Annotated in this window: 4 protein-coding genes; 3 read left to right on the top strand and 1 reads right to left on the bottom strand. The window is 60.2% G+C overall.

What is annotated here, in order from left to right; translation table 11 throughout:
* Both ACILSI_RS26175 and ACILSI_RS26170 read left to right on the top strand, forming a co-directional pair.
* Positions 1-827, top strand: an 827-nt coding sequence (locus ACILSI_RS26175; protein ID WP_395724878.1) for an amidase family protein, incomplete at its 5' end; no start/stop codon positions are given.
* Between the two features lie 4 nt (positions 828-831).
* On the top strand, positions 832-1,590 hold the full coding sequence (locus tag ACILSI_RS26170) for a tetratricopeptide repeat protein (RefSeq protein WP_395724877.1): 759 nt from the start codon (positions 832-834) through the stop codon (positions 1,588-1,590).
* A 102-nt stretch (positions 1,591-1,692) separates the two neighbouring features.
* On the opposite strand, the gene asnB is transcribed toward ACILSI_RS26170, so the two are convergent.
* Entirely contained in the window at positions 1,693-3,675 is a 1,983-nt protein-coding gene (asnB, locus tag ACILSI_RS26165) for an asparagine synthase (glutamine-hydrolyzing) (RefSeq protein WP_395724876.1), read from the bottom strand.
* Positions 3,676-3,891: 216 nt separating this feature from the next.
* On the opposite strand from asnB, the gene ACILSI_RS26160 reads away from it, so the two are divergent.
* Entirely contained in the window at positions 3,892-8,595 is a 4,704-nt protein-coding gene (locus ACILSI_RS26160; protein ID WP_395724875.1) for a beta-ketoacyl synthase N-terminal-like domain-containing protein, read from the top strand.
* The last annotated feature ends 96 nt before the right edge of the window (positions 8,596-8,691 follow it).

Here is an 8,691-nt window from a genome sequence, read left to right as displayed (position 1 = left end):
GCACGGACACGGGCGGTTCGATCCGTGTGCCGGCGGCCTGCTGCGGGGTTTACGGCTTGAAGACTACCTTTGGCCTCGTTTCAACCAAGGGCGTGTTTCCCATCTCACCAAAGCATTTGGACACCGTCGGGCCGATGGCTAGAAACATCAGCGATTTGGCCCAAGGCATGAACCTATTGCAGCGAGGCTTTGAAACACGCTACCAGGAAGCCGTCGCAGACAAACCCTTGCCCCGGCACATCACCATCGGGCGGTTGCATCTGGATGGCACGGACCCGGAGATCGACAAAGCCATTGATGCGGAACTGGCAGCGAAGGGCTTCAAGGTCATCCGGCTCAACAAGAGCTTTCAGGCAAAATGGAAACAGGCGGAGGAAGATGGCAAGGTGGTGGCTCTGGGCGACACCTGGCAGAATGATCAAAAGTATGCCAACCAAAAGGGCGTGAGCCTTTTGACGAAGCTCGTGATCATGTCAGGAGAACTCGAGTATAAAGGCGACTACCAGGCGGCACTGAAACGCAAAGCCGCATGGCAGCGTGACCTCCGCCAAGTCTTCAAGCAGGTGGATTTCATTGCTGTGCCGACGCTGCAAGGCCTGCCGCCAAAGATGCCTTTCTGGGGATCGGACGCGGTGTTTGAATGGCGCGTGTTCGACATGCAAAACACCGTGGGTGTGAACTTTGCGGGCAATCCCGCGCTCGCGGTGCCAATCGCGATGCCAGCCAGAGGCAAGACCATTCCTGTGACCAGCCTGCAACTCGTCGGGCCGCGCCTGAGCGAGGCAGAACTCTTAAACGCAGGCCGACTCATCGAAAACAAACTCTAACATCATGCACCTTTCATTTTCACTCATCATCGCAGCCTTGCTGCTCATCAGCCCGGCGAGCCACGCTCAATCAGCGAATGACCTCATGGGCAGCGGCGACGCCTTTGACCGCAAATTTCAAGCCGACAAAGCTCTCCAACACTATCTGCCTGCCGAAAAACTGGAACCACAGAACGTGCCGCTGCTGTTGCGCATCGCGCGGCAGTATCGCCATCTGATGACGGATGCCTCATCGAGCGCGGAGAAGCTCAGGCTGGGCGGAATGGCCCTCGGCTATGGAAAGCGCGCTGCGGCACTCGCCCCGAATGATTCCGAGGCCCAACTCTCCCCCGCCATCACTTATGGCAAGATGCTGCCGCTTCAGGGCAGCAAGGAGCAGGTGGACGCCTCGCCACGCATCAAGGCGGGTGCTGACAAGGCAATCAAACTCGATCCACGCAACGACGTGGCCTGGCATGTGCTCGGCCGCTGGCATCAGGCACTCGCCAACGTCGGCGGTGTCAAACGTGCGCTGGGCGGACTCCTTTACGGCAAGCTGCCCACCACCACGAACGAAGCCGCCGTGGCCTGCTTCGATAAAGCCATCGCCATCAATCCCAACCGTCTGAGGCACTACATCGAACTCGGACGCACCTACGCTCAGATGGGCAAAAACGCTGAAGCACGGCTATTCATCCAGAAGGGTATGTCGATGCCCAACATGGAGCACGACGACCCTGAATTGAAGCAACGCGGTCGCGAAGCTCTGGCGAAGCTGCCGTAAATAGTGGTCCGCACAGTCCTCTGTGCGGGGCTCCGCAACACCAAAGCACCCCGCAAGATCCCAAAGCCGTCCGTGTGCGACGCGCCAACGTCGTGACGTTAATCAGGAGCCTTCCACACGCCGCACAGAGGACTGTGCGGACCACTTTGGCAGATCCGCCAGTGAACCATCAATGAAAGTGTGATGCCAAAGCTGCGTCGCGACGACCGCCGCGAGTCCCATTTCCACCGAGAGGCGCGGCAGTGAGCCAACACGCAGTTCACGAAACGCCTTCCGCCAATGCCGCACCTGAGCGATGTCAAAGTAGCCGGTGCGGCGCAGCGATTCTTCGCTCAGCAGTTCACCCACAAACTTTGGCTCGGGATCAATATGGAAGCTGTCCAGCGGGGCGCGGAAGATGACCTTGTGCCGGCGAGCGATCTCTTTGGGCAGCCAGCGCTCGGCGACAAGGCGCAGCAAATGTTTGTCACGGAAGCCGTTCAGCTTCCACTGCGGATGCAACTTGGCCGTAAAGTCGAACACGTCTTCATCGAGAAACGGATAGCGCACCTCCACCGAGGAGTGCATCGCCACGCGATCCCCCTTCGCTTGCAGCAAATGCCCGGCCAGCGTGACCCTCGCACCGACCCACAGACTGCGGTTCAGCGGACTCCAGTGCTTCGCGCGATCCAGATTCATGCCCAGGTCTTCCCAAGGTCGTGCTTCAGCCAGGACCTCGCGCATCGGCTCGCCGTAGAAGCGCAGCTTCGAGAGCGCCAGCACGCCGTAGCTGTCGATCCATGCATTTGGGCCACCGACAGCGTCTTCCCACATTTTCCGGCTCGTGGCTGGGTAGTGGGGCACCTTGTTCAGCCGCAGAAACGCACGCCGCGCCATGTCGCTCAATCGCAGGCCAGGAATGACATCCATCGCACCGAAGATCTTCGCGATCTTGTACCACGGATAACCCGCCAGCCATTCGTCAGCGCCTTCGCCCGTGAGCACCACCTTTTGACCGTTGGCATGAACTCGCCGCGCCAGCATCAGCAGCGCCGCGCAGGAAGTATCGATCACGGGGGCTTCGGCGGCCTGGATGAGCTGGGGATACATGTCGAGCGCATCGCTGGCGCGAAACTCCTGCACGATGGGAGCCTTCGTGCCGATGTGCTTGGCCGTGTTATTCGCGGCGCTGAGTTCATCGAGCTTCGGATCATCCACGCGGATCGTGTAGGTGTTGATGGCTGTGCCTTTGAGCTTGCACGCCATCGCAACGATCATGCTGGAGTCCAGTCCGCCGGAGAGGTACGCGCCCACTGGCACATCAGCTCGCAGGCGCTTGTCCACGGCTTTCAGCAGGACATCTTCAAACTCATCCACCAGCTTGCGCGGATCGGCTTGAGGGTCTTCATCGCCGTGATTGGGGAAATCCATTGTCCAATAGGCACGCTCCTTGATCGGCTCCGCATCCCCCGGTGTGATCTGCAAATAGTGCCCCGCTGGCAGCAACCGGATGCCTTCAAAACACGTCACCGGACCCGGCATCGCGCCAAAGGTGAAGATGTGATCCAGCCCACGCAGATCGGCCTTTGCCGTCACCATGCCCGATGCCAGCAGCCCTTTGATCTCAGAGGCAAACAGCAGCCAGTCGCCTTGGCGCGTCCAATAAAGCGGCGAGATGCCAAAGCGATCCCTCCCCAGCGTGAGCTGATGCCGATGCACATCATAAAGCGCCACCGCAAACTGACCGCGCATCCGCTCAAACATGCCTTCACGGCTCTCCTCCCACAGATGCGGGATGATCTCCGTGTCGCAGTGTGTGTGTAGTTGGTGCCCACGCCCCACCAGCTCCGCGCGCTTCTCGGGAAAGTCGAAGAACTCGCCATTATAGACCGTGAATGCGCTCTGATCCTCATTGCACATCGGCTGCTGACCATCCGCCAAGCCAACAATGCTCAGTCGTCGCGAAGCCAGCGCCACACCGGGCCGATGCAAAAAGCCTTCTTCGTCCGGCCCCCGATGGATCAGCGCCCGCGCCATACGTTCGACCACACCTTCGGACACCGTTCGCCTACCGGCCAGGTCCATCACACCAGCAATGCCACACATAGGCGTCTGCTATCGTCTGCTTGGGAGGTCAAAGGCAATGCTTATCTGCCCAGGTAGGGATACACCCCATCTCCATCGCATGACATGTCGAGGTAGGGTTTCACCCCATGGCGTATGAACAGCAGGTCGGGTAGCTAGGGAGCCCACACCTGATTCTGATCGAACGGTGGAGGCGGCTTCATGCAGCGGGGCCGTGAACTCTTTCCCTTATTGAACATGCCCACACTCGCCCATTCTGTTTCCTCGCCACCGCCTGCAACGCCAAACAAGGAGGGCATCGCGATCATTGGCATCGGCTGCCGTTTCCCTGGTGGGGTGAATGACGCGGAGTCATTCTGGAAGTTGCTGGAAGATGGCCGCGAAGCCGTGAGTGACGTGCCGGCGGATCGCTGGAATGTGGAACGCTTCTACGACGCAGAGCCGGGCATCGTCGGCAAGACCATCGCGAAACGTGGTGGATTCATTGAGGGCATTGACCAGTTCGATCCGCAGTTCTTCGGCATCTCTCCGCGCGAGGCACCTTACATTGATCCACAGCAGCGCCTCCTGCTCGAAACAGCCTATGAAGCCATTGAAGATGCGGGCGTGGTGCTCGATCTCGACAAAGGCACCGACATCGGTGTTTTTGTCGGCATCTCGCACAATGATTACCAAGGGCTGCAACACACGGCCACGGATCGTGCAGGCATCAGCGCTCACACGCCGACCGGCAGCGCACACAGCATCGCGGCGAACCGCATCTCGTATTGTTTGAACCTCACCGGGCCGAGCATTGCGATGGATACCGCCTGTTCCTCTGCATTGACCGCCGTGCATGTGGCCTGCGAGCACATCCTGGCCGGACACTGCAAAACAGCGATGGCTGGTGGCGTGACCGTGATGATCACGCCGGATGGCTTCATCGGCTTTTCACAAGCCGGGATGCTTTCCCCCGAAGGCAAATGCAAGGCCTTCGATGCCTCGGCAAATGGTTTCGTTCGCGGCGAAGGCGCTGGCATGGTGCTCTTGAAGAAGCTCTCGGATGCCATCGCGGACGGTGATCCGATCCACGCAGTGATCATCGGCTCGGCGGTGAACTCGGATGGCCATACGAACGGCATCTCACTGCCAAGTCCTGAAGCCCAGGCACGACTCGTGCACGATGCGTGCGTGATCGCTGGCGTCGAGCCATCACAAATTGGCTATGTCGAAGCGCACGGCACCGGAACGGCGGTGGGTGATCCCATCGAAGCACATGCACTGGCTGAAGCGTTGTGCGCCGACCGCACAGCAGATGCTCCGCTCCTCATTGGCTCGGTGAAGACGAACCTCGGTCACTTAGAAACGGCCTCTGGCGTCGCTGGTCTGGTCAAAGCCGCGCTGGTGCTCAAGCACGCGCGTATTCCGGCCACTCTGCATTTTGAAACACCGAATCCGCACATCGACTTCACCGCGTTGAAGCTGCGCGTGCCTGTGTCGAACGAGGCATTTGCCAGAACGGGTGATCTTCGTCTTGTGGGCATCAACTCCTTCGGCTTTGGCGGCTCCAACGCTCATGTGATCCTCTCGGAAGCTCCGAAGCAGGCACCACGAGCGCATGTGAGTCCTGACACAAGCCGCGCCTGGCCTTTGACGCTCTCTGCACGCTCAGAAGAAGCGCTGCGTGCCGCTGCGTGGCAGTTGAGCGTTTGGGTGGATGATCATTCGAAGCTGAATGGTAGCTCGCCGCTGCTCCCAGACCTCACTTACATGCTCGGTGCTCGGCGGAATCATCATTCGCATCGCCTCGCGCTCACGGCGCGCACGCTTGGCGAGATGGTGCAGGAACTCAGCGCCTTCTCGACCGGTCAACCCGGTCCACGAATGCGCACGTCCTTCACACCGCGCCCCGAAAAGGCTGCGCGTGTTGTTTTCGTCATGAGCGGTCAGGGGCCACAGTGGCAGGGCATGGGCCGCGAACTCATGCAGCATGAGCCGGTCTTCAAACGCATGATCGAGGCCTGTGACAAGGCCATGCGCCCATGGGCCAAGTTCTCGCTGATGGACGAACTCAATCGTCCCGAAGCTGAGACAAAAATGCAGCGCACCGAGATCTCGCAGCCTGCGATCTTCGCTATGCAGATGGCGCTCGCAGCGCTTTGGCAGTCGTGGGGCATTCAGCCTGCGGCCGTCGTTGGGCATAGTGTGGGTGAAGTCGCCGCAGCCTGCATCGCAGGCATCCTCACACTGGACCAAGCTGCGAAGATCATCGTGCTGCGCGGACGCTTCATGGATGAGTGCGCCGCTGCTGGCGGCACCATGCTCGCAGTCGGCATGAGCCCCGACGAGGCGCGTGCGGTGATCGCCAAACATGACCGCACGGTGAGCATCGCTGCCTTCAATGGACCTCGCTCACTCACGCTGTCGGGCTTGAAGACCTCACTGGAAGTCATCGCTGCCGAACTGGAATCGAAGGGCGTCTTCGCCCGCTTCCTGCAAGTCAGCCATCCCTTCCATCACGCGATGATGCAACCTGCTGCTGATGCCTTGAAGGCTGCGCTGGCTGATCTCACGCCGACGCCTGAGACACTTCCGTTCTTCAGCACCGTCACCGGTCAGCGTCTCGATGGCGCATCATGCGATGCAGGCCATTGGTCGCGCGGAGTTCGGCAACCTGTGGAGTTCGCCTCTGCGATTGGCGCTTTGTCGGAATTCGGTGTCGATGCCTGGCTCGAAATCGGCGCGCATCCTGCGCTGGTGCGTTCCATCCAGGAATGCCTTGGCGAGAGTAGCGGCAAAACTGCCGTGCTGGCTTCAGCGCGTCGTGAACGCGAGCATGAATCGTTGCTCGAAACCGCGATGGATCTGCATCTCGCCGGTGTCGTGCTCGACTTCAAGGCTCTCACGCCATCGCGCCGTCATCTCACACTACCCACCTACTCATGGGACAAAGCGCGGTGGTGGAATGAGTCCGCCGACATGCGTGAAGGCCGCCTCGCACCTGGTGGCCGCGGCTTGCTCGACATCCGACTTGCTCGCGCTACACCGACGTGGATCACGCGGCTCGATAACCGCCACATGGCCTTCCTGAAGGATCATCGTGTCGAAAATCTCATCATCTTCCCCGCCGCAGGCTTTGTCGAAATGGTGCTCGAAGCCGGTGTGCAGTTGTTTGAGGGCAAAGCCTTCGTCATTGAGGACTTCGAGATCCGCAAGCCGCTCATCCTTCCCGATCCACCCTCCGGCCTGCTACTGGAGCTGACGTATGATCTCACGGAACGCACGTTCAGCATTCAGAGCCGCTTTGAAAGCGGTGCCTCATGGTCCACGCATGTCGTCGGCTCCATGCGCGGCGAACGCACCGAATCCTCCTTTGCCACTTCGGCTTGGGAGGCATCCACATTGCCAAACGTCGGTCTCGACACTTTCTACGGCCACATGGCCGACATGGGTCTGCGCTACGGCGAGGAATTCCGCCCCATCCGCGAACTGTCCGCAGGCGCTGGCAAGTCCTCAGGTCGTGTTTCGCTGGGCCAAACGATTGCGCAACGTGCTTCCGAGTATCCGCTGCATCCCGTGCTCTTTGACGGCGCGTTGCAAATCTTCTCCGCAGGCGCTGCGACGATTGAAGGCCGCACGGCCGGACTGCGACTCCCTGTGCGCTTTGCCCGTATCCTGTTCCTGCGTTCGCCTGGAGCATCGAGTCTCGTGCGTGCCGGTGTGAAACAGGCCAACGACGAGTTTGTCGAAGGCGGCATCGACTTGTTTGACGAAGCCGGACGGCCCTGTGTCCGCATCGACGGCTTCCGCGCCATCAGCGTGGAAGGAGCCAAGCGCACGGGCAAAACCGGCAAAGGCCGTGATGTGACCTACCACGTTGCCTGGGAAAATCGACCCACTGGATCACGCTCCGCTTCTCCTGCTCCTGTGGACTTGACCCGACTGCATGAAGTGGCCCAGCACGCGCTGGATGAAGTGCTCGACATGCGTGGCCGCGCTAATCTGGATGCCGCGAGTGCCGCAGGTGATGAACTGACCGCCGCGCAAGTCGCCAGCGGTCTGCGTACCATGGGCGTGGAGGGAAGCTTCACGGCCAAATCACTCGGCGTTGCCGAATCCATGCGTCGTTCATTCGTGCAGTTGATGGACAATCTGGTGAAGCAGGGACTGCTCAGCCGGGAAGGCTCAGGCTACCAGACCACACCTGCGTTCAGTGAAGCTGCGGACTCGGCCTCCAGCCTCCTCAGCGATAGTCTTGGCAAGTATCCGGGGCACCTGCCCGAGGCTCTGATCTGCGGCGCGACGTGCGCAGATCTCGGCCCCATCATGCGTGGTGAAAAGGAGGCCGTGCAGGTCTTGTTCACCAGCGGCGGCACCGATTTGCTCGATCAATTTTATGGCGATGGCCTCGTCACGAGTCCTTGGCTTGCCGCAATCGGCAGCGCGGTGGCGGAGGCTGCACGTCAGCTTCCCGAAGGACGCGGACTGCGCATTTTGGAAGTCGGCGCAGGCACCGGCGGTCTCGCCTCACAGGTGCTGCCGCTCATCGAGCGCGGTGTGCATTCATATGTGTTCAGCGATGTCTCCGCTGCCTTCTTCCCCGCTGCGCGACAAAAGCTGGCCGCTTATCCCGAAGTCGAGTTTCATACCTTCGATCTCGAAAAGCCCGGCAATGAGCAGGAGTTCGAACTCGGTTCTTTCGACATCATTCTCGGCACCAACGTCATTCATGCCGTCAGCGACGTGCGCTACGCGCTACGCAACATCAACCACCTGCTCGCCCCCGGCGGCAGTTTGCTCTTTGTCGATGTCGCCACGCCGCATTTATGGTTGAACGCCGTCTTCGGCCTCACCAGCGGCTGGTGGCGCTTCACGGATCGCGATCTGCGTCCGCATCATCCGCTGCTGGAGCGCGAGCAATGGCAGAAGGTGCTTAGCAGCCTGTTGAAAAAGAGGGGTTAAAAAGGCCAAAACTTGGGGGCCAGTCTTCTTCGCGGCCTGGGTGCTGTTGGTGGCCGATTCGCATGATGGAACCTTGTGGCGCTCTCAAGCGTGTCC

This window comes from Prosthecobacter sp. (assembly GCF_044232965.1).
Classification (GTDB): Bacteria; Verrucomicrobiota; Verrucomicrobiia; order Verrucomicrobiales; family Verrucomicrobiaceae; genus Prosthecobacter.
The sequence above is the reverse complement of the archived record's forward strand: the minus strand, read 5'-3'. Positions and strand labels throughout refer to the sequence as shown.